Origin of the sequence: [Mycobacterium] fortunisiensis, assembly GCF_019050325.1 — a bacterium.
Taxonomy (GTDB): Bacteria; Actinomycetota; Actinomycetes; order Mycobacteriales; family Mycobacteriaceae; genus Mycobacterium; species Mycobacterium fortunisiensis.
In genome coordinates this window covers 97,101-118,436 of record NZ_VOMB01000004.1, presented here as the reverse complement: position 1 = coordinate 118,436, position 21,336 = coordinate 97,101, and the positions used below count along the sequence as shown (strand labels likewise).

Genomic DNA, 21,336 nt, shown 5'->3' with positions numbered 1-21,336 from the left:
CCACCCACCGTGACGCGAGTCCGGGCTGTCTGGGTAGTCCGGCACGCCGGACATCCAACCGGCCTATCCTCACGTCATGAGCGTGAAAGTGGACCTCAACCAGCTGGCCGACAAGCTGACGGACTACACGTTCGCCTACCTCGTCACGGTCGACGACAGCTACCACGCACACACGGTGACGGTGGAGCCACACCTGGTCGACGGCGTCATCGACGTCGGTCCGGTCGGCGGGCACACCCGTAGAAATCTCGCCGCACACGAAGACGTCACCCTGGTCTGGCCCCCGAGTAGCCCCGGCGGATACTCGCTGATCGTGGACGGCCGCGGCCAGGCCGGCAAATCCGACGAGGACACCCACCACATCGTGCCGAGCCGCGCGGTGCTGCACCGTAAGGCGTCACGTCCCGGGCCGACAGGGCCGGCCGGCTCATGCGAAAGCGACTGCATCGTCCTGTCGGAGAATTGACGCCAGCTCGCTGGCTCGCTGGCCAGCTGGCTGTGCCGAGTGGCCAGTTATGGCACGCATCTGGCGCCCACGCGTGCCATAACTGGCCACTCGACACGAAAAACATCACTCCCGGTCAGTGCCGCTGGCGTTGGAATCTTCCAGCAGCCGTTTGAGGACGTCGTCCGGGTCGCCCTGCCCCGGATTCAACTGGTGGGTGGCCACACCACCGGAATCGGTGGCGATGCGGTCCGCGCCGACGGTGTCCGGCGTGGTCTCGTCTTGGGGCTCGCCGGGGGCCTGACCCGCCTGGCCTTGGTCTGGCTGGCCCTGGCCTTGCTCGCCCTGGCCTTGCTGGCCTTGCCCCTGGTCGGGTTGGCCCTGGCCCTGCTGGCCTTGGTCGGGTTGGCCCTGGCCACCCTGGCCTTGGTCCGGCTGACCCTGGTTCTGGCCCTGGTCGCCCTGGCCTTGGCCTTGGTCACCCTGACCGCCCTGGCCTTGATCGCCACCACCTTCGCCGCCGCCGCCCTGGTCGCCGCCACCGCCTTGGCCGCCCTCGCCGCCACCACCGCCACCGCCGCCGCCACCCTCCTGCGGCTCCGGGTCCTTCAGCTTGTCTTCGAGTCGCTGTTCGGTTTCGTTGAGGTGCGTGCGGCGCTCCTCGTCGGGCTCGGTGGTGGTGTCGAAGCAGCCGCCGGGCGCCTCCTGCGTCACCTTCAGGGCCTGCGTCCAGAACGTCTTCGCCTCGTCCCGGTGGCCGTCGGCATTCTTGAGATCACCCAGGGTTTCCAGCACCACCTCGAGGTTGATGCGCACCGGGCAGGATCGCCCCTGGCTGACCAGCGACAGCGACTTCTTGAACTCCGATTCGGCCTCGGCGAGTTTACCTTCCAGCACGTAGCGGTCGCCGTCGGCGAAATATGGCTTGTAGGAGTCGATCACGTTGAACGACTTGAGCCGCCGCACGTCGTCGGCCAAGCTGTAAGAGTCGTAGCTGAGGTAGTGGGACCTGGCCGAGTCGCCGTAGTGCACCATCGTCACCAATTTGGCGGCGACCGCCAGCAGCAGCACGGCGGGCAGGATGGAGAACAGGATCAGCCGTCGCCGCAGCACTTTCCGGCTCGGCCCCTGCGAGAAGAACGCACGAACCGCCGCGACGGCCAACCGGAACACCGCCACACCGTGCTCTTTGATACTGCGGTCTTTCACCATCATGTGCCTCGCGCCCCGGTCATCCGGGAAACCCGGTACTCCCGCGCCATCGCGAAGAGCTCATAGAACATCAACAGCATCGCAATTGCCGTGAAAATCCAGTAGAACTCGGTGCGATTCCCTGGCAGCGACACTTCCTGCTCTACCGCTGTCGACGAGTTCGGCTCCAGCGGCGGGATGATCGTGGACGTCGAGTCGCCGAGTCCGCGGTGGAAGTACGGCACGTGCAACTGCTCGGCCACGGTCCGCAACGAGGCTTCGTCGAGCACCGAAAGGAACTCTCCCCCACCACCTGCCGGGTCCGGGAAGTAGGTGAGTTCCCCGTTGTCACCCAGCCGGCTGGCCACCCGACCGCCGGTAGTCGTGCCGTAGCCGAGCACCGCGCCGCCTGCCACCAACTCGGCGGGGACGTCGAACGTGGTGGCCGCCTGCTTCGAGACCCCGGCCCCCTCGCCCAGATAGAAGACCAGGTTGTTCGACCCCGGATACTGCTGGGCGGCGAGCTCCAGTTGCCGCTTCAGTGGGTCAGCGGCCGCACCGACATCCACCTGGTACACCGAGTCGAAGTCCGATTCGTAGGCCGAATAGTCCTTGAGCAGGGCCCGCAGGCTCCAGATGTCGTCGGACAGCGGCCAATCGACCCTGGGCTTGGTGGCAAACGAGGTGATTGCGAAGCGTCCGTCGGGATACTGGTCGACGATCGACTGCATGTCGGCGCGGATCCCGGCCATCCGGAACTGGTTGTTGCCGAAGTCTTCTGCCCGGGAGTTCAACGAGCGGTCGACCACGAAGAAGACGTTGACGTTGCTGTCGGCGGCGACCTCGGCGGCCGGCTGGTTCGCCCGCTGCTGGTCTGCCTCGATCCCCGGCCGCACCGCCGCCGCGAACAGGCACACGATCACCAGCGTCAGCAGGCTCCACCGCACCACGACCTTGCGCTGGCTGCCCTTGCCCACCACCACGAGCACGCGGTAGAGCGTGTACATCCGCAGCACCAGGGTCAGCCCGGCCAGCAACAGGAACGCCCACCAGGGCAGGATCGGCTCGAATGTCATCGCCGCACCCCCGCGAGGGCGATCGAGAAGACGATCACGATCAGCAGTCCGATGGTGAGCACCAGATTGGGCCGGTCACGCACTTGCTCCACCAGGATCGTGCCGTCAGGTTTCGTCAATGCGGGCGGGTGCGAGCGGATGCCGTCGAGGTGAGTGCGCAGGGCGTTGTCCAGGGTGTCCTGGTTGGCCTGCTCCGCACCGTCGTCTTTGCCACCGGCGTCGCCGCCGTCTTTGCCGCCGTCTTTGCCGCCGTCAGCGCCCGCGCCGGCGGCCGCGGCGTAGCTGATGAACCGCCCGCCGCTGGCCGTGGCGACTGCGTTGAGCCCACCGGCGGCATCGAGTGTCGTGCGGGTCAGCACATTGACCTGAATCCCCGACGATCTCGCCAGCGCTGTGAGCGCGTCATCGGAGAAGATCGGCGATTCCGACTTGCCGGCCGGACCCAGGTAGATCACCGACCGCCTGGCGTCCGAGGGCGTCCCCACGCCCGGAAAGCCCTTCATGCACATGGCAAGTGCGTCGTTCACGGTCAGTTGGTAGTCCGAGTAGTTGACCGTCCTGCCGAATTCGTGCTGGGCACGTCGCAGCACGGCGGTGTCTTCCGGCGTGGGATTCTCGGTGGCCACCAACCGCTCCAGACTGGCGTACCGGCCGAGTTCGTCTTGGAGGAACGGGTAGTCGCGGGTCAGCGGGATCACCCGACTGGTGAGCGCGGTGAGGCCGAGGCGTTGCGACTCGAACTCGGCGGCCTGCTCACCGAAGTAGGACAGTAGCACCGAGGCGTCGTGGGAGGCCGGATCGTCCTGCAGGCACAGCATCACATCCTCGGGATGTGCGCGGTTGATCTCCGCGGCCGTGGCCTGCGTGCTGACCGGGCGGGCGGTCGCGACGATCGCGCAGATCAACACGGCGACCGTCGTTGCGGCGATGGCCGCCAACAGGATTCGGTACCGCCGGTATGCCCGCGCGTACTCGGGCAGCTCGGTGAGGCGGTTGACCCAGGCCAGTGGACGCAGCCGTCGCGGTTGCTGACGCAGCGGCCACAGGAACGCGGCCAGCACGATGACGACGAGCGCCGCCAGGCCGACGATGACGATCCACCACCATCTCAGTTCCATGACTGGATCGTGCTCCGCACCTGGGCTGCCGTGGCAGCGACGTCTGGGCTGTCGCCGAGTTCGAATTGCCGTGAGTACAACGCCGACACGGCCGGTGCCGCTGCGGCGGCCGGGCTGTCCGCCACCTCGCCCAACGCCATGTACTGCGCGGCCACACCGGTCCGGAAGTAGACGAAGTTACGCAGTATCCGGCTCATTTCGGTGTATGCCTGGCGGGACGTCAGCTCTCCGGCGTGGTGACGCGCGCTGACCTTGCCGATCGCCAGGCCGAACTTGCGCCGCAACACCCGTGCGCTGATATCACGGATCACCGGGATGGTCCGCAGCCGCTCCACCGGAAGCGTCCACACCACCACCCCGACGAACCATCCGATGACTCCGAGGACCAGCAGCACGCCCAGCACCAGCCACAGCACCGAATACGGCAGTGGCGCCACGATCCATTTCAGATGCTCACTTGCCACGGGCGGCCTTCTTCAGCATCAGGGTGACGGCCCCGAACAACTCACCGCTGGCCGATACCCGCGCGCACGGGATCGCGGAGCCGTTGACGTAGTCGGCGAACGTGGCCTCGCGTTGCATCTCGGCCCGGCGGTAGGCCTCCAGCACGCGGTGGCCCAGGATCTCCTCGCGCAGCAGGGTTCTGCCGCTGTCGACGTCGTACCCTTCACCGCCGAAGGCCGGTACGCCGATCAGCGGGGCGTCGCGCACCGTGATCCAGTACACGTCGTGACGGGCCGCCACCTTGCGGAACTGCTCGTCCAGTTCCGGCGAGACATCGGGCTCGTCGGACACCACGAAGACGATGTGCCGACGGCGGAAATGCTGCTGCACATACTGCAATTGGACGCATATGTCGCTGCGGCCGCTGTCGGCGACATGGTGGCGGTTGACCCGCTCCAGGATGTGCTCGAGGTGGGCCTCGCCGCGCCGGTTGGGCATATGGGCCGATCCGGTGGCGTCGCCGTACACCAGGCCCATCTCGTCGCCCTTGCTGATGGCGAGCAGTCCCACCAGGCCAACGGCGTTGAGCAGCACGCGTTGTTTGACCTCGCCGCCGGCGGCCAGCGCCAGCATGTTGCGGCCGAGGTCGGCGACCATCAGGACGCGCTGCTGCCGGTAGGAGACGAACCGCTTCACCAGCACGTCCGTCGACCGCGCCGACGCCTTCCAGTCGATGTCGCGGACGTCGTCGCCGGGAATGTAGGGGCGCAGATCGTCGAATTCCAGGCTGCGCCCGTGGAACATCGACCGATGCTCCCCCTCGAGAAGACCGCGGGACACCCCGTTCGGACCCGACAGCCGGTTACCGGCGAGGGTGGCGGCCTTCACCTCCTGCAGTAGCACTCCCATAGCGGCTACGGGGTACGGACTGCCTGAATGATGTTGTCTATCAACACTTCCGGGGTGACATTCTGGGCGACCGCCTCGAATCCGAGGATCAGCCGGTGCCGCAGTATCCGATGCGCGAGTGCCTTGATGTCATCGGGCAGCACGTGATTGCGCCCCGACAGCAGTGCCAGCGCCCGCGCGGCCTTGGTGAAGGCGATCGTCGCACGCGGGCTGGCGCCGTACTCGATGAGCCGGGCCAGGTTCGCCGGAAGGTACTGCTGCGGCGTGCGGCTCACCGCGACGATCTGGGTGATGTAGTGCACGATCGCGGGGTCCAGATAGACCCGTCGCACGATGTCGCGGATATAGAGGATGTCGTCCAGCGAGGCCACCGGTGCGGTCCGGTGGTTGGTGTACACCCCGGCGTCGATCCGGAAAACCATCTCCGACTCTTCCTGCGGGGTCGGATAAGTCAGGATCTCCTTGAACATGAACCGGTCCATCTGCGCTTCCGGCAGCGGATAGGTGCCCTCCTGGTCGACCGGGTTCTGCGTGGCGAGCACCAGGAACGGTTCGGGGATCTTGTAGATCTCGCCGGCGATGCTGGTCTGGCGTTCCTCCATCGCCTCCAGCATGGCGCTCTGCGTCTTGGCGCTGGAGCGGTTGATCTCGTCCAGCAGCACGATGTTGGCGTGCACCGGCCCCAACTGGGTGTGGAAGGAACCGCGGGCCGCGTCGAAGATCTGGGTGCCGATGATGTCGCTGGGCAGCAGGTCAGGGGTGCACTGGATGCGCCGGAACTTGGCTTGGACCGCATCGGCGACGGCCCGCGCGGCCGTCGTCTTGGCCAGTCCCGGAACGCTTTCCAGCAGCACGTGGCCGCCGGTGAGCAGACCGATAAGCAGGCTCTGTTGCAGTCCGGTCTGGCCGACAACCTTGGCGGCGAAGGCGCCGGACAGCGCACCCACCACCACACGTGCCCGGTCGAGTTCGTCCCGGGTCGGCTGGGGTGTCATCGTGACGGTCATTGTCCAGCCCACTTCACGGTCAGCGGATCCTGGGTCATGTCAATCGATCCCATGATCCCGACAACCGGGTTGCCCTGCATGGGCACGCCGTCGGTGCCGTTGGCGGTGAGCTTCCACTGCGAGGTGCCCAACACGTGCACCGACAGGTCGTAGGACATGAACCTGTACTGCAGGTTGGCCGCGGCCAGATCGGGGGCTTCCCAGTGCGCGGTACCGTCTGCCAGCGCCGGATTGAGCATTCGCTGCGGGCAATTCGGCGGTGCAAGCGCGGTGGACTTCGCGCATTCGGCGACTGCGTCGGCCACCACCTTCTTGGCGGCCGCCGACCCCTCCTCAGTCAACTGCAGCTGGAGCCCCGCCGGCACCGTGACGGACTGGCTGACCAGTCCGTCCAGCAACACCGGCCGCAGCGCCGCCACCGAGATGTACTTGTTCGACGAGCCCAGGTCCACCCAACCGGGGAACACGTAGACCGCCGACCCGTTCGAAATCGGTTTGCCGAACAGCGATATCGGCGGGGCCGGCAGCGGTTGACCGGTGACCGGGTTGCTGGTCAGCGTCGCAGCGGCGAGGTTGAGCTTGGCCGCCGCGCTCGTCAGCTTCCAGCCACCGTCCTGCTTCTTCACCATCAGGGTCTGATCTGAACTCTGATCACCGAAGTTCGCCACCACGTGCACCTGCGCCATGTCGCCGGTCTCGTTGGCGCTGAGAATCCGGACGTTGGTGATCGGCCATTTCTCGATCTGCTGCTTGAGGATCTCGTCGGTCAGGAAATCCTTCGACGCGGGCTGATCGGATCCGAATGCCAACGCGGCGTTGGCATCTCCCTTCGACAGCGCGTCCAGATAGCCCTTGACCGCCTCGCTGGCCGAGCTGGCACCGCGGCCACCGATCCCGCCGGGTCCACCGCCCGAGAACGACACGATGCCCACCACGATGCCCACGACCAGTAGCACCGCAGCGGTGGCGCCGGCCGTGATGAGCAGCGCCTTCTTGTTACGACGCGGCGGCTGCGGCGAGAAGCCGGGCTGCAGGGGGCCCTGCCAGCCACCCTGGGGCGGTGGCGGCGGTGCCGGCGGCCCACCGGCCGCCGGCGCGCCGTAGCCGTGCGGCGCGGTCTGGTGCGGCGCGGGATGCGCAGGTGCGTCCCACTGCTGCGGCGGTGGGGGCGGCGGTGCCTGCCGGTAGCCGGAAGTCTGCGGGGCGGTTCCGTCGACGGGGTTGGGTCCCCCGAACTGCGAATGCGGCGGCTGAGTCACGCAGCAAACCCGATCTCGTGAAACGTCAACAATTCGATCTCCCCCCACCGAGCCACGACAGCTATCGGCGCCCGCACGCTATCACGGTCACATCACCTCACCGGCAGCGGGTTCGCCACCCGCGCCCAGCCGCAGAAGAGCAAATCATTGGCCGACAAAGAACGACAAAGAAAAAGCCCGGCCTGCCGAAGCAGACCGGGCTTTCCCGTTGTTCTCGGAAGTGCAGGACTTCTTAGAAGTCCATACCGCCCATGCCACCGGTCGGGTCGCCCATGGGTGCGGCGGCCTTCTCCGGCTTGTCGGCGACGACGGCCTCGGTGGTGAGGAACAGCGCCGCGATGGACGCCGCGTTCTGCAGCGCCGAGCGGGTGACCTTCACCGGGTCGGCAACGCCGGCCTTGAGCAGGTCCTCGTACTCACCGGTGGCGGCGTTCAGGCCGGTGCCGGCGGGCGAGTTGGTGACCTTCTCGGCGACGACGCCGGGCTCCAGACCACCGTTGAAGGCGATCTGCTTCAGCGGAGCCGACAGCGCAACCCGCACGATGTTGGCGCCAGTGGCCTCGTCACCGGTGAGCGACAGCTCCTCCAGCGACGGAGCCGACTGCAGCAGGGCCACGCCGCCACCGGCGACGATGCCCTCTTCGACGGCAGCCTTGGCGTTACGCACGGCGTCCTCGATGCGGTGCTTGCGCTCCTTGAGCTCCACCTCGGTGGCAGCACCGGCCTTGATCACCGCAACACCGCCGGCCAGCTTGGCCAGGCGCTCCTGCAGCTTCTCGCGGTCGTAGTCGGAGTCGCTGTTCTCGATCTCGGCGCGGATCTGGGCGACGCGGCCCTGGATCGCGTCGGCATCGCCGGCACCCTCGATGACGGTGGTCTCGTCCTTGGTGACGACGACCTTGCGGGCCTGGCCCAGCAGCGCGACATCGGCGGTCTCCAGCGAGAGGCCGACCTCTTCGCTGATGACCTGGCCACCGGTGAGGATGGCGATGTCCTGCAGCATGGCCTTGCGGCGGTCACCGAAGCCCGGGGCCTTGACGGCCACAGACTTGAAGGTGCCTCGGATCTTGTTGACCACCAGGGTCGACAGGGCTTCGCCCTCGACGTCCTCGGCGATGATCAGCAGCGGCTTGCCGGACTGGATGACCTTCTCCAGCAGCGGCAGCAGGTCCTTGACGGTCGAAACCTTGGAGCTGACCAGCAGGATGTAGGGATCCTCCAGGACGGCTTCCTGACGCTCGGCGTCGGTCACGAAGTAACCCGAGATGTAGCCCTTGTCGAAGCGCATACCCTCGGTGAGCTCCAGCTGCAGCCCGAAGGTGTTGGACTCCTCGACGGTGATGACACCCTCGTTGCCGACCTTGTCCATGGCCTCGGCGATCAGGTCACCGATGGACTGGTCACCGGCGGAGATACCGGCGGTGGCAGCGATCTGCTCCTTGGTCTCCACCTCCTTGGCGGATTTGAGGAGGGTCTCGGTGACCTTCTCCACAGCCTTCTCGATGCCGCGCTTCAGGCCGAGCGGGTTGGCGCCGGCAGCGACGTTGCGCAGACCTTCGCGAACCAGGGCCTGAGCCAGGACGGTGGCAGTGGTGGTGCCGTCGCCCGCGACGTCGTCGGTCTTCTTGGCGACCTCTTTGACCAGCTCAGCGCCGATCTTCTCGTACGGGTCCTCCAGCTCGATCTCCTTGGCGATGGACACACCATCGTTGGTGATCGTGGGGGCGCCCCACTTCTTCTCCAGGACGACGTTGCGACCCTTGGGGCCCAGCGTCACCTTTACCGCATCGGCGAGGGCGTTCAGGCCCCGCTCGAGGCCGCGACGGGCCTCTTCGTCATACGCAATTGTCTTAGCCATTGCGAAGTGATTCCTCCGGATAGGGGATCGCACGTTGTGTGGTCAGGTTCAGTGCCCGCGACGGACGGCCTGGGTGTGCTCCCGCAGGTGCGGCCCCTGCCTCACCGGCCCGACCTAGCACTCACTGATCGAGAGTGCCAACTGCATTCTTAGCACTCGACCAGGGCGAGTGCAAGGTTGTTGGGCGCTTGATCCGGCTCCCCGGCTACGCCCCTGGCGAAACGCGGCTGGCGCTGGCGCTGGCGGCCCCGCCGGATGCCCGCTGGTCCGCCTCGAGTGGTCGCATCGAGACTGTAGTGAGGGACAGAAAATCGGCCGATTCTGTCCCTCACTACAGTCTCGATGGCCGCCCCACCGGTTTGGCACCCGGCACTTGTTGGTCACCGCGACCGACCAGCCCCTCCGGAACCCCGCGCATCAACACCCTTGGGACAAGCGTCAGTGCCCTTGAGACAACACGAACAACTCGACGCGGTTTCCGTTGCCCACCAACAACACAGTCTCAGAGTCCGGCGGGGTGCCACGGTAGTTGTCTGTCAAGACATCCGCGCCATCGACCGACCGGGTGCTGACCGCAAGCTCGGTTTCCGCGTCGCAGTGAAATTCCGGCTCCCCGACCAGAAAGTCCTGGTTCACGATCTCGTCACCACACGTCGCACTTCGCAACCCGGGGAAGTCTGGATTCGCTTGGGCAAGAGCCTGTTTCGCGGCCTCGAAAGTACCGCTCATCGTATAGTGGCCGCGATAGGAGTCGGCGCCGACAAACTGTCGGACCACCATCATCTGCTCGAAGGTGGAGCCGTTGGGGATTCCGATACCACGCAGCTGCATCCCCTCAGCCGCCTTGCCGGCGTCAAGGTCATGCGGACCGAGGTCGTCGTCACCGAATCCGAGGAAGAGGTAGGCAAGGACAGACGTCACGATCAGCAGCCCCACCCCAGACGCCAGCACGACGGCCGCAATCAGCCACCACTTGGCCTTTCGACTCATTTGTCGAGGTTAATCGCCCGCGAGTGGGCTGCGACGCGGCAATCTCATCCTCATCGGCCGAGCAGCCCCTCAACGCACCGCCCGCCCGGTCGGCGAGACGAACTGCCACCCTGCCGCCTGCATCGCCGGGATGGCCTGGGCGAATCCGACATGCGTGCCCGATTGGGGGTGGTTCATGTGGGCCAGCACAATCGAGCCGGGAGCCGCATCCATGACGTTGGCGCGCACCACGCCGGCCGAGGCCGTCGCACCGGCGTCGGCGTTCACGCTGAAGCCGAGTGGTTGCTCACCGAGTTCACGCACGATCTGCACAGCCACGTCGTCGTAATGCGCCGTACCGGGCCGGAACCAGGTCGGGGCCCGGCCGGTCAACGCAGTCAGACGTTGATGATTGCCCCACAACTCATCGACCACCTCGTCGGACGAACGGGTTCCGGCGATGCCGTAGGCCGACCGACCCGTCACCGACAGCGGGACATGCCGGGTGCCGTGATTACCGATCTCGAACAACGGATTGCCGGCCAATTGCCGTGCGCGGTCCGGGTTCCGGTCAACCCACTTCGAATTGAGCATCAGCACCGCCGGTACCCCGTGGCGTTGCAGGGTGTCGAGCAGCGCGTCGTCGCAGGCGCCGTCACAGGCATCGAAGGTGAGCGCCAGTTGGCGGCCGGTGGCGACGAAGGATGTGACGATACCCGGCAACGCCATCCCCCACTGTGTGGGCACGCGACGCTTGTTGAGCACAGCGACCGACGGCGGGTCGATCGCATTCGGGTCGGCCCAGGCTCGGGCACCCGATCGCACCACGAGTCCCGCGGCGATCGAGCCGACGGCGGCCGTCACGAATGCCCGCCTGGTGATCACCTGCCGAACGGTAAGCGCGAATCTTGATGCCAACCCGTCGAGCAGCTGTGGGTTGACTACGGAACCCTCGGCAAGGCCAAGACCAAACACGCACACCCTCACCAGGGCGCAGACAACAACCACTCGTTCGGCATGTCGACAGCGGGGCTGGACGCCTGGCTGACGTCGACGAAGCGGCCGTCGGCGTAGACCAGTGGCTTGCCACCGTGGACGTCGATCGCTTCCACCCGCGCGACCACGATCTCGTGATCGCCGCCGTCGAAGATGGCCGGCGCCGAGGGTCTGCAGTGTCTCGATCACCTTGGGGTAGGCGCGGGCGAGATGCATGCGCAGCGTCTGCAGGGCACGGAAGTTGGGGCGGATCGACCCCGGAGTTCATGTATCAATGCGTGTGGCGGGTGCCTGCCACGCCGCGATGGCCCAGCCCGCCTGACCTGAGCCCGCCGGCTTGCTCGCCGGCCCAACTCAGCTCCCCGACTGATACTCCCGCACCTGCGCGGCGTACTCGTCGAGCAGCCGCAGTGACTCCTCCTTGCCCACCGACGGCAGGAACAACCCGAGCTGACCGAAGCCGAGATCCTCAGCGGCGCGCCAGTAGTCGGGCTTGATCGGGGTACCGAACATCGCCAGCGGTACGTCGTGGCCGGCGCCGTCACGCATCTGCCCGATCCGTTCGGCCAGTTCTTCCCGCGGCAGCGGATTCGAAATCCAGCCCGCCCCATGGCGAATCACCCGTTTGACGGTGGCATCGGAGTTGCCGCCGACGTAGATCGGCGGATGCGGTTTGCGCACCGGCTTGGGCCGGCAGTACGACGCGTCGAAGTTGACGTACTTGCCGTGGTACTCGGCAGGCTCGTCGGTCCACAGCGCCTTGACGGCCTCGATGCTCTCATCCAGCAGTGCGCCACGGGTTTTCGGGTCCGTGCCGTGGTCGCGCATCTCCTCGAGGTTCCAGCCGGCGCCGACGCCGAGCACGAACCGGCCGCCCGAGATGAGGTCGATGCTCGCGGATTCCTTGGCGGTGTGGATCGGATCGCGCTGGATGAGAAGTGCCACCCCGGTGACCAATTCGATCTCCGACGTCACCGCCGCCGCTGCGGCGAGCGTGACGAACGGGTCGAGCGTGTTGTAGTACCACGGCGGCAGGTCGCCACCATTTGGATACGGGGATTCCCGGCTCACCGGGATGTGGCTGTGTTCGGCGACGATGAGCGAGGCAAACCCACGCTCCTCGGTCGCGCGGGCCAGCGATACCGGGTCGATGCTGTCGTCGTCGACGAATGTGGCGATGCCGAACTTCATGTGGCTGACGCTACCCCCGGGGCGGGGCCAGCGACGGGCGTGGCGAGCCGGCGGGCATTCGCCGAGCGAACCGGCAGCCCGGCCCATGAAGCCGTCTGGCCAAGTCCTCACGCCGCGCCTCCGGCGCCGCATCCAACGGACAGTGACCACCTGTTTTGACGGGTTCGGCCAGGTTCCCCACGGCCACAGTGCCATTCAGGCGGGCCACGCCGGACCAGCAACTGTCTCAGCGAGACGTTTTACCCCGGCAACAAATTTCTGGCAAATTGCGAAATCTTGATCTATCTGCAGGTTTGGGCACCCCCGAAGACTTGCGGCAAGCAAGAGGATCGCTTAACTGATTGCGTATGCAACTACCGCCCAGAACCACCTGAGAAAAAACTGAGATTTCGGGCTGTCGGTGCGTAGATTTCTTCGCTAGCCGAGGGAGTCACCCCTCGACCTTGAGGGGATTTCACTTACTGGAGCAACGTCGTCAGCAACCTGATTTCCGCTTCTGTCGAAATATTGACGGTTGCGTTAATCGGTGCTGTCGGAGAGTGGGGAGAACGTGGGTAAGCACAGCGTCACCGGAGGCCGTGGGCGGAAGAACGCAGCAGGTCCGATCGCGACCGCTGGCTTGGCAAGCGTGGCGTTGGCAGGTGCCGGCGTCATGCTGCTGTTGGGGCCGGACTCGCCGACGATGAGATCGGTGACCGCGGACGTCAAGCTCGTCAACACCGAGGGGCCGTCCGGCGACAGCAGCGCCAACTCCAGCGCAGGTAAATCGCCCGGCACCGCGGGCACCGCCAAGAACAAAACCAAAGGCAAGAAGCCGGGTCGCGTCGACGCCAAGACCACCACCGGAACTAATCGCGTCCCCGGCACCACGACGCAGGGTTCCGACTCCGACTCCGACTCCACCGCCGAGAAAACACCGCGCTCCGTCGGCCGGCAGGTGCGCGAACGATTGAGCGAGAAGGCCGCCGAGGCAAAGAAGGCCCTCGACGAGGCCACCGAGGCTCTCCAGGACGCTGCCGGAGACACCGGCCCCCGCGCGGATACCGACGCCGGCGACGAAGCCCGTGACTCACGGCGGGACCAGAAGCACTCTGAATTCACCGAGTCCGATGCGGTCGACCAGCTGAACTCGGCGCTGCGCGGGCGCAAACACGCCAACGCGCTGCCGGGTCCGGTCAGCAGCAACCGCGCCACCGAAGTCACCGGACAGCTGAAGAGTGCCCTGACCAAGGACACCGACCACGAACAGTTGGACGCCACAGCGACCACCGGTTCGCTCGATGACGAATCGAATGATTCCGCCTCGCCCGCCAGTGAGCCGACCGCGTTCGTCGCGCCGGCTCCCGCCCCGGCACCAGCCGCGCCGGTCAGCCCGATCACCGGGCTGCTGTCGGCGGTCACCCTCGGCACCATCTTCGCGCCCAACGCCCCGACCGAGCCCGCCGACGTTCCCGCGGCCTGGGCCGTGATGGCCTGGGTGCGCCGGCAGTCGGTGGTGACGCAGGACAACGTCACCCGACTCGCGCCCAACGTCCAACCGTCGGCGCTCAGCGGCCAGACCCTGGCCCGCACGGCCGCGGCACCGACGGTGACCACGCTCGCCGGGCCGGCCTCGTATGACCCGGCAGACATCATCAACTGGCTGGTTTACCAGCCGCTGCACGATGCGGGACAACAGTTTTGGGTCGTCAGCCCGATCGGCTCGGGCCTCGGCAATGCGATCAACCAGATCTCCGGGCAGTACCTGATCGGCAACGGCGCCGACGGCACCGCGGCGGACCCCGACGGCGGCGACGGCGGCCTGTGGTTCGGTGACGGCGGCGACGGCTACGACGGAGTGGCCACCGGGGTGGCCGGCGGCGAGGGCGGTGACGCCGGCTGGTTCGGTGACGGCGGTGAGGGCGGCGATGGTTGGGCCGGCCTCGATGGTGGCGACGGCGGTGACGGCGGCACGTTCATGGGTATCGGCGGCACCGGTGGTCAAGGCGGCGCGGCGCGGGACGGCCTGGCCGCGGGCAGCGGTGGTGACGGTGGCGACGCCTCCGGCTGGCTGTTCAGCATGGCCGGTGACGGTGGGCGCGGCGGCGACGGCCTCGACGGCCTCACCGGTGCAACCGGCGACTGGAATGTCGACTACGGCAACGGGTTTGGCAACGGGGAGGACGGCGGTGACGGTGGCGCCGGTGGCGATGGCGGTAAGGGCGGTGACGCCACCGGGTTCCTCTTCGTCAAGAGCGGCGACGGCGGGGCCGGCGGTAAGAGCGGCACCGGAGGCACCGGCGGTGCGGGCGCGATCGGTGACGCGGACCTCGGTGAGTACGACGGCGGCGACGGCGGCAAGGGCGGCGCCTCCGGCGTGAACGCCGGAGTCGGTGGTGCGGCCGGTGTCGGCTCCGGGACCTTCAGCTTCCTCGTCAGCAATGGGGTGACTGGCGCATCCGGCGCGTTCAGTGGACTCGGCGGTGAGGGCGGCCGCGGTGGCGACGGCGTCGGGGGCAGCGGCGAGCTGGTGGCCGGCACCGGCGGGCGCGGTGGTGACGGCGGCGACGGCCCCATCGGCGGTGACGGCGGTGACGGCGGCACGGGTGGCGCCGGCGAAGGTGGCGTGACCGGCTGGACCGCTGGACTCGCCCAGGCCGGCGGCACCGGCGGGGCGGGCGGCACCGGCGGCACCACAACCACGACTGATGGCACATACGGCGCCGGTGGCGCCGGTGGATCCGGTGGCACCGGCGAAGAGTTGCTCGATCACGACACCGATCCCAACAGCGCAGCAGCCGGCACCGTGAAGGGCGGCACCGGGGGCGCTGGCGGCACCGGCGCCGCAGGCACGGCCAGCGGACCGGGCTACGGCGGCGGTGGCGGCGGCGGTGGCGGCGGCGCCACCATCTTCGGGGCTGTCGGCGGTTCCGCCGGCGACGAAACCTCCACGGCCACAGGCGGTGCCGGCGGCAAGGGCGGCGATGGCTCCCTTGTCTCCGAAGGTGGTACCGGCGGGACCGGCGGTGGCGGCTGGATCAGGGCCGTCGGCAGCAACACCACCTCGACCGGCATCGCTGAGGGCGGCGACGGTGGTAACGGCGGCCTCGATGGCGGCAAGGGCGGCGACGGCGGATGGGGACTCCTCGACGCCGGCTACGGTGACTTCGGCCCGGGCACTTCACCTTCCGAGGGCCACATCGACGGCGAGGCCTACGGCGGGGACGGTGGTGACGGCACCGGCGCAGGTAGCCAAGGCGGCCTGGGCGGTGACGGCTGGGTGTTCGCCATCGGCAACGCCACCGCGACCGGCACCGGCCAAGGCGGTGAGGGTGGCGACGCCACGAATGGCGGCACCGGTGGCGACGGGGCCATGGGCTGGGTCCGTGCCATCAACGACAAGCGGTTGGCCGACGGCAACGCGACCGGCGGTAGCGGCGGCGACGCGGACGGCACCGGCGCTGTGGGCGGCGACGGCGGTCGGGGTGTGGTGACGGCGACCGGCACCTACGTGAACCCCGGCGAAGCCAATACCGCGATCGGCGATGCAACCGGCGGTGACGGCGGCGCCGCCACCGGCACCAACGCGGCCGGCGGCGACGGCGGCCAGGCTTGGCTCCAGGCGTCAAGCAGCTACGGGGGCAGCGATGTCAAGGGCACGGCCGTAGGCGGCCATGGCGGTGACGCAACGGGTGCCGACAGCACCGGCGGCGACGGCGGCGTGGCGAAGATCATCACCTCCGCCCAGGACGAGGTGGCCGGGGACGCCGATTCGACCGCCACTGGCGGGGCCGGCGGCGACGGCCTCAACGGCGGCACCGGCGGTGACGGTGGAACGGGCACCATCTCGGCCAAGTGGGCCGGCAGCGAAGCCGTCGGTGACGCCACCGGCGGGGCTGGCGGCCAGGGAGATGCCGGCATCGGCGGCAACGGTGGTGCTGCCCTGGTCGGCGCGAACAAGGGCGGCAAGGTGTCCGACGCGAGTGCCACCGGCGGCGCGGGTGGTGTCGGGTCCGACGGCGGCCAGGGCGGCGACGGCGGGTACGCCGAGATCAGCGCCGGGCTGGCCGGCGGAACAGGTGGCACCGCATCCGGTGTCGCCACCGGCGGCGTCGGCGGTGACGCCACAGGCGCCGGAAGTGACGGCGTCGGCAGCGTCGGCGGCGCGGGCGGCACCGGCAGCATCCAAGCCGGTTGGAAGCAGGGCAGCCTGGGCGGCAACAACGGCACGGCCGGCGGGACGGCAATCGGCGGTAACGGCGGTACTGCCACCGGTGGCGGCACCGGTGGCACCGGCGGTCTCGGCAATGTGATCGCCGGCGGCACCGGCGCCGACGCCGACGGCACCGGCCTCGGTGGTGACGGCGGCGATGGACTGCTCGATGGCACCGGCGGCAACGGCAGCAGCGGCCAGGTCGCGGCTCTCAACACCAATGCGAAGGCCAGCGGCAAGGGCCAGAGCGGTGACGGTGGGGATGCCACCGGCACCGGCAGCGTCGGCGGCAACGGCACCATCGGCAACGTCCAGGCCTGGGGTGTGAACAGCGAGGCCGGCGGCACGGCCATCGGTGGTGACGGCGGCGCGGCCGAAGCCGGCGGCAAGGGCGGTACCGGAGGCCAGGGCCGGATCGTGGCCTTCGGCGACGGAAGCATCGCGACCGGCAACACCGCGACAGCCGGGGCCGGCGGCGACGCCACCGACGGCGGCAACCACGCCAATGCTCTTGGCGGGCAGGCCTACGTGTGGGCCGGCGAGTACGGTGTCCCCGCCAGCGGCGGCAAGATCACCGGCAGCACCGCCCTCGGCGGAGACGCCGCCGAGTTCAACGGCGGCATCGCCAAGGTCGAAGCGATCAACGCGACCATTTCTGACAGCAAGGCCGACGCCGGCGACAGCACCGCCGCCGGGTTCGGCGGCTACGCGACCGTGCGTGCCACCGACGGCGGCTCGATCTCCGGCAGCACCGCGACCGTCGGGGAGAACTCCGAGACCGCGCTCGGCGGAGCGGCCACCATCACCGCTACCGGGACCGGCAGCTCCATCACCGACAGCACCGCCACCGGTGGCCTCGCGGGTACCGGCGGAAATGGCGGCGCCGCTTCGATTTTGGCCACTGACACCGGCACGGTCGATGACAGCGACGCCATCGGCGGGAACGGCTCGGATTCGGCCAACGGTGGTGCAGCGCGCATCATCGCCGGTGGCACCCTGGCGTCGCTGGCTGCCGACGGTACCGAGGATCGGTTGGCCGGCGACATCAGCGGCACCACGGTCAAGGGCGGCAACGCCGGCAGCGGTGACGCCGATGGTGGTATCGGTGGTGCCGGCGGTGACGCCGAGGCCATCGCTCAACTGAACGGATCGGTCACCAACGGCACGGTCACCGGCGGGAACGGTGGAGACGGCGCCGATGGCGGCCGCGGCGGCGCCGGGGGTACAGCCGAGATGTGGACGCTGTACCAGACCAACGACCACACCGCCCATGTCGGCGGCGACGTCACGGGCGTGGTCACCGGCGGCAACGGCGGCAAGGGAACCGGCGTCAACAGCGTTGGCGGCCTGGGTGGTTCGGCCCGCATGTCCACCGGCGCCTACTACCAGGACGGCGGTTCGGCTGCGGGCACCGTGATCGGCGGTGACGGTGGCGATGCCACCACGGCGGACGACGGCATCACCGGTGGACGCGGCGGGGCCGGCCACGGCGCCCGCATCTACGCCGCCGGCGAGGGCGCGACTGTCGACCCCGACAGCCTGGTCCGCGGCGGCGACGGTGGCAACGGCATCGAAGGCGGAACCGGCGGCGGGTACACCTACTACGCCCAGATCGCGGCCTTCGGCGAAAACGCCCACGCCGGCGGTACCGCGATCAACGGTGACAGTGGCGACGGCATCGGCATCGGCAGCACCGGCGGTATCGGTGGCGACGGGCAGATCCGCGCCGACATGCAGGGCGGCGGCGGTGGCAGTGTCACCGGCACCGCCCAGGGCGGGGACGGCGGCGACGGCATCACCGTTGGCGGGGTCGGCTACACCGGCGGCGCCGGCGGCACCGGCCGGGTCAGCGCCGGCGGCTACGGCAGCGAAGTCGAAAATGGTTCTGCCACAGGCGGTGACGGTGGTGACAGCGGCAACGGTCTCAATGGCGGCGCCGGTGGTATCGGCCGGATCGGCCATGCCGGCAATGGCTCCGACGTGGCCGACACCGACATCACCATCACCGACAGCAGCGCGGTCGGCGGAAACGGCACCGCAGGCGCAGACGGCGGTGACGCAGTGGTGCAAGCCACTAATGGCGGGTCGATTACCGACGTCCGGGCGATCGGTGGTAACGCCGGCTTCGGCGACACCGAAGGCGGCGTCGGCGGTGCGGGCGGCGATGCCACCGCTACGGCGACGGTCGCGGGCAGCGAGATAACCAGCGGCACTGTCCAGGGCGGCGACGGCGGCTCCGGAATCAACGGCGGCCACGGTGGTGCCGGTGGCGACGCCTCTCTCCTTGCGGGCCGGACCTCCGGCGCCGGTGAGGCCAGTGGTGACGTTCTCGGTGGCCGTGGCGGCGATGGGATAGACGGCGGAACCGGCGGCGACGGCGGCGGTGCGTTCATTCGCGCCTTTGGCGACCAGACCGTTGCCGGCGGCGAAGCCACCGGTGGTCGTGGCGGTGACGGCCGGGACGGCGGAACCGGCGGCGACGGAGGCTGGGGATACGTCGACACCTACGGTGACCCCGGACCGGGCACGGCTCCGTACCCGAACGCTCATGTCGAGGGAATCGCGCAGGGCGGTGCCGGCGGTACCGGTACCGGCGACGGCAGCACCGGCGGCACCGGCGGCGACGGTTGGTTGTTCGGTGTCAACGGAGCGACGGTTGAAGGCAATGCCAAGGCCACTGGCGGTGACGGCGGTGACGCCACCGCCGGCGGTAGCGGCGGCGCCGGGGGCCTGGGCTGGATCTCCTCGCTGAATCCGGATCGCACCGCCTCCGGCGAGGTCAAGGGCGGCAACGGCGGCGACGCCGACGGCTTGGCGGCCCAAGGCGGCCAGGGCGGCGACGGTTGGATCCGCGCGGAAGGCACCTACTGGACGCCAGATGGCGGCAGCACTGCCAGCGGCTACGCAGAAGGCGGTGAGGGCGGCAACGCCAGCGGCGCTGGTTCGGTGGGCGGCGAAGGCGGCTGGGCCAAGATCTACGCCGGATTCGGCAGTACCGACAAAACTGTCGCTACCGGAACCGCCAAGGGCGGGGCAGGCGGCGAAGGCATCACCGACGATGGCGACCCGGGCCAGGGCGGCAAAGGCGGAGACAGCTTCATTACCGCTTCGAGCGGCGGCCAGGCCGGGGATGCAGACACCCTCGCGCAAGGCGGCGATGGAGGCGACGGCCAGGGCACGGGTCTGGCTGCCGGCGGCGGTGACGGTGGAGCAGCCAACGTCACGGCTGTGGGCGCAGATAGCAGCGCCATCGGCGAGGCCACGGGCGGCGCCGGCGGTATCGGGGTCGGTGACGGCAGCACGGGCGGCTCGGGCGGCTCGGCCACATTGGATGCCTCACTCGGCGGGCACAGCGGCACCGCAGATCATCGTGCGGCCGCCACCGGCGGAGCCGGAGGAAACAGTGGCACGGGCGACAGCAACCCGGAGGGCACCGCTGCCGCCGGGGGCATCGCCGGGAACGGTGGCTTTGCGCTCGTCCAGACCTGGAATGGCGGCACGGCGTACGGTGATTCGACTGGCGGTGCCGGCGGTCACGTCGATGGTGCCGGCAATACCGGCGGCGATGGGGGCAGTTCCAACATCAACGCGGGTAGGAGCACGTTCGTCGTTTCCCCGCCGGTTGGCTCCCCCACCGGTACGCCCAACTTCACACCGCTCCCAGGTGACAATTCCTTGGCCCACGGCACCTCGCAGGGCGGCAATGGCGGCAACGCGTACGGCACACCCGGTTCGAAGGGCGGCGAGGGAAGCAAGGTGGCGCTGCAAGCTACCGGCCAAAACGCTGAAGTCGACGGCACCATTACCGGCGGGTCAGGCGGAGACGGCATCAACGGAGGTAAGGGCGGCGCTGGAGGTGGCAACAATGGCGTCGTGCAGTTCTCCTCGCTGAGTGCGCTGGGACCAAATGCCAAGGCGATCGGCAACGAAGCGACGAGCGGCGATGGCGGCGACGGTATCAACGGAGGTACGGGCGGCACGGGCAGCTACTTCCAGGTCGGCGCGTACAGCTTCGCTGATCAGGAAGGTGCTACCTACACCGACAACACCGTCATCGGCGGTAAGGGCGGCGTCGGCGACGGAGCGACGGGAGGCAAGGCCACCAACCTGACCCAATCGGCATCGTTCGGAGACATCCCGGCTACGGCCACTCCGGGCGACGAGGTTATTGGCACGACCGCCAACCTCACCGCAGGTGCGGACAACCCGCAGACGCCGTAGATATCACCCCTGACCGCTCAGGGTTCACGCAAAACGCTCGACCGGGACACCCCCGGCCGAGCGTTTTGCGTTGGCCATCAAGCGAACTCGTCGCTTTCCACCTCAGGGCTGTTGCGACCGCAGCGCAGCGACCATCACGCAGAAAGCGGCGACGGCACATCTCGGTCTTCGCTCGATGCTCCACCAGGCGAGCAATCACGGCGCGGCCGGCTAACTCGACGCGGCGCTTCGTCCGCGCACGGCCCGCCAAGGAACAACCCCGCCCCGATTGACCTCCCCCAACTACCCACTGCCACATGGCCCTTCAGCTGCACGACAACCTGAGACATCGGTAGCGGCGGAAATTTGAAGAGCAAATAATTTGCCAGCTAACTTCAAGATCGTCGTTTACCTGCATGATTCTCGCCTTTTTGACCTTTGCGGCAATACCGCACCCCGCGCTAGTTGTTTTCCTCTGCAA

14 protein-coding genes are annotated in these 21,336 nt (G+C 68.4%); 2 read left to right on the top strand and 12 right to left on the bottom strand.

Translation table 11 applies throughout. The features are described 5' to 3' along the window. Positions 1 to 76 precede the first annotated feature (76 nt). Positions 77 to 466, top strand: a complete 390-nt coding sequence (locus tag FR943_RS03485; protein ID WP_217154923.1) for a pyridoxamine 5'-phosphate oxidase family protein — start codon at positions 77 to 79, stop codon at positions 464 to 466. 105 nt (positions 467 to 571) lie between these two features. Here the strand turns inward: FR943_RS03485 and FR943_RS03480 are convergent, their stop codons facing one another. The 12 genes from FR943_RS03480 to FR943_RS03425 form a co-directional block, all read right to left on the bottom strand. Continuing rightward, on the bottom strand, positions 572 to 1,654 hold the full coding sequence (locus FR943_RS03480) for a hypothetical protein (protein WP_372448068.1): 1,083 nt from the start codon (positions 1,652 to 1,654) through the stop codon (positions 572 to 574). A 2-nt stretch (positions 1,655 to 1,656) separates the two neighbouring features. After that, positions 1,657 to 2,712 (bottom strand): vWA domain-containing protein, encoded by a 1,056-nt coding sequence (locus FR943_RS03475; RefSeq protein WP_217154922.1) that lies wholly within the window; start codon positions 2,710 to 2,712, stop codon positions 1,657 to 1,659. Continuing rightward, positions 2,709 to 3,830, bottom strand: coding sequence for a hypothetical protein (locus tag FR943_RS03470; RefSeq protein ID WP_217154921.1), 1,122 nt, complete (start codon positions 3,828 to 3,830; stop codon positions 2,709 to 2,711). The genes FR943_RS03475 and FR943_RS03470 overlap by 4 nt, the downstream gene beginning before the upstream one ends. Then, positions 3,821 to 4,294, bottom strand: coding sequence for a hypothetical protein (locus tag FR943_RS03465; RefSeq protein ID WP_217154920.1), 474 nt, complete (start codon positions 4,292 to 4,294; stop codon positions 3,821 to 3,823). The genes FR943_RS03470 and FR943_RS03465 overlap by 10 nt, the downstream gene beginning before the upstream one ends. Next, complete coding sequence (locus tag FR943_RS03460) at positions 4,284 to 5,183, bottom strand: DUF58 domain-containing protein (protein WP_217154919.1); 900 nt, start codon at positions 5,181 to 5,183, stop codon at positions 4,284 to 4,286. Before FR943_RS03460 ends, FR943_RS03465 begins: the two co-directional genes overlap by 11 nt. 5 nt (positions 5,184 to 5,188) lie before the next feature. Next, on the bottom strand, positions 5,189 to 6,178 hold the full coding sequence (locus tag FR943_RS03455) for an AAA family ATPase (RefSeq protein ID WP_246584804.1): 990 nt from the start codon (positions 6,176 to 6,178) through the stop codon (positions 5,189 to 5,191). 8 nt (positions 6,179 to 6,186) lie between these two features. Then, positions 6,187 to 7,449, bottom strand: a complete 1,263-nt coding sequence (locus FR943_RS03450; protein ID WP_217154917.1) for an Rv0361 family membrane protein — start codon at positions 7,447 to 7,449, stop codon at positions 6,187 to 6,189. A 232-nt stretch (positions 7,450 to 7,681) separates the two neighbouring features. Further along, positions 7,682 to 9,307, bottom strand: coding sequence for a chaperonin GroEL (gene groL / locus FR943_RS03445; RefSeq protein ID WP_217154916.1), 1,626 nt, complete (start codon positions 9,305 to 9,307; stop codon positions 7,682 to 7,684). Positions 9,308 to 9,745: 438 nt separating this feature from the next. Continuing rightward, positions 9,746 to 10,297 carry a hypothetical protein gene (locus tag FR943_RS03440; protein WP_217154915.1) on the bottom strand — a complete coding sequence of 184 codons (552 nt, stop codon included), beginning with the start codon at positions 10,295 to 10,297 and terminating at the stop codon, positions 9,746 to 9,748. Between the two features lie 69 nt (positions 10,298 to 10,366). Further along, positions 10,367 to 11,161 (bottom strand): polysaccharide deacetylase family protein, encoded by a 795-nt coding sequence (locus tag FR943_RS03435; protein WP_217154914.1) that lies wholly within the window; start codon positions 11,159 to 11,161, stop codon positions 10,367 to 10,369. Positions 11,162 to 11,259: 98 nt separating this feature from the next. Beyond that, on the bottom strand, positions 11,260 to 11,388 hold the full coding sequence (locus FR943_RS03430; protein ID WP_217154913.1) for a hypothetical protein: 129 nt from the start codon (positions 11,386 to 11,388) through the stop codon (positions 11,260 to 11,262). A 238-nt stretch (positions 11,389 to 11,626) separates the two neighbouring features. Continuing rightward, positions 11,627 to 12,463 carry an LLM class F420-dependent oxidoreductase gene (locus tag FR943_RS03425; RefSeq protein WP_217154912.1) on the bottom strand — a complete coding sequence of 279 codons (837 nt, stop codon included), beginning with the start codon at positions 12,461 to 12,463 and terminating at the stop codon, positions 11,627 to 11,629. A gap of 628 nt (positions 12,464 to 13,091) precedes the next feature. Between FR943_RS03425 and FR943_RS03420 the strand changes: the two genes are divergently transcribed. Then, positions 13,092 to 20,876 carry a beta strand repeat-containing protein gene (locus tag FR943_RS03420; protein ID WP_217154911.1) on the top strand — a complete coding sequence of 2,595 codons (7,785 nt, stop codon included), beginning with the start codon at positions 13,092 to 13,094 and terminating at the stop codon, positions 20,874 to 20,876. Positions 20,877 to 21,336 lie beyond the last annotated feature (460 nt).